Source organism: Streptomyces boetiae (assembly GCF_031845405.1).
GTDB lineage: Bacteria > Actinomycetota > Actinomycetes > Streptomycetales > Streptomycetaceae > Streptomyces > Streptomyces boetiae.
Map to the genome: position 1 here is coordinate 1 of NZ_JAVREN010000108.1, position 713 is coordinate 713.

At 84.3% G+C, this 713-nt stretch carries 1 pseudogene; it reads left to right on the forward strand.

The window, feature by feature from the left end:
• Window positions 1–713: pseudogene (locus RM780_RS27585) on the forward strand (SUKH-4 family immunity protein); the annotation flags it as partial.

Consider the following 713-nt stretch of genomic DNA (forward strand, 5'->3'; position numbering starts at 1 on the left):
GCCGCCCGCGGGGAAACGCCCGGACCAGCCCGAGCCGTTCGGCGCGCCCTCCGGCGACGCACCGGCCTGGGCACCCCCGCCCCTCCCCGGCGCCTCGCGCGCCGACGAGCCTCCGTCCGGGGAACGCCCGGACGACGGCCCCGAGTCGCTGGACGCGCCGCCGCCCTGGGCCGCGCCGCCCAAGGCGCCCGCGCCCGCCCCCGCCGCGTCGAGCCCCTGGGCCGGCAAGGACGTGGACCCGGGCGCGGCGGACTCCCCGTGGGCGGGGACCGACACCTCCGACAGCGGTGACGGGGCGGAGTCGATGGCGCCGCCGCAGACCGTGTTCGCCCCGCCCAGGGCGACCGACCGGGGCCCGGGTCCCGGCGGGAGTCCGCCGCCCCCCGGTGCGGCCTCCGAGGCCAGGACGGCCGTGCTGCCCTCCGGCAGCGGCCTGCCCAAGACCCGGGTCGTCTCCTCGCTCCCCGACGCGGGCCCGCCCTCGCCCCCGCCGCCGGCCGCCCCCGGCGCCGGTCCGCAGGGCCCGCCCGGCACTCCCCCGCCCCCGCCCGGCGCCCCCGTGGGCCCGCCGCCCGCACCCGGAGCGCCCGGACAGCCGGGCGGCCGGGCGTTCCCCAAGCAGCCGCCGTCCGCCTCGGACCTGGCCAACGCCACCACCGCCAAGAGCGGCCCCGGCTTCCCCGCCGGGCCGCCCGCGCCCCCGCCCACCCGCC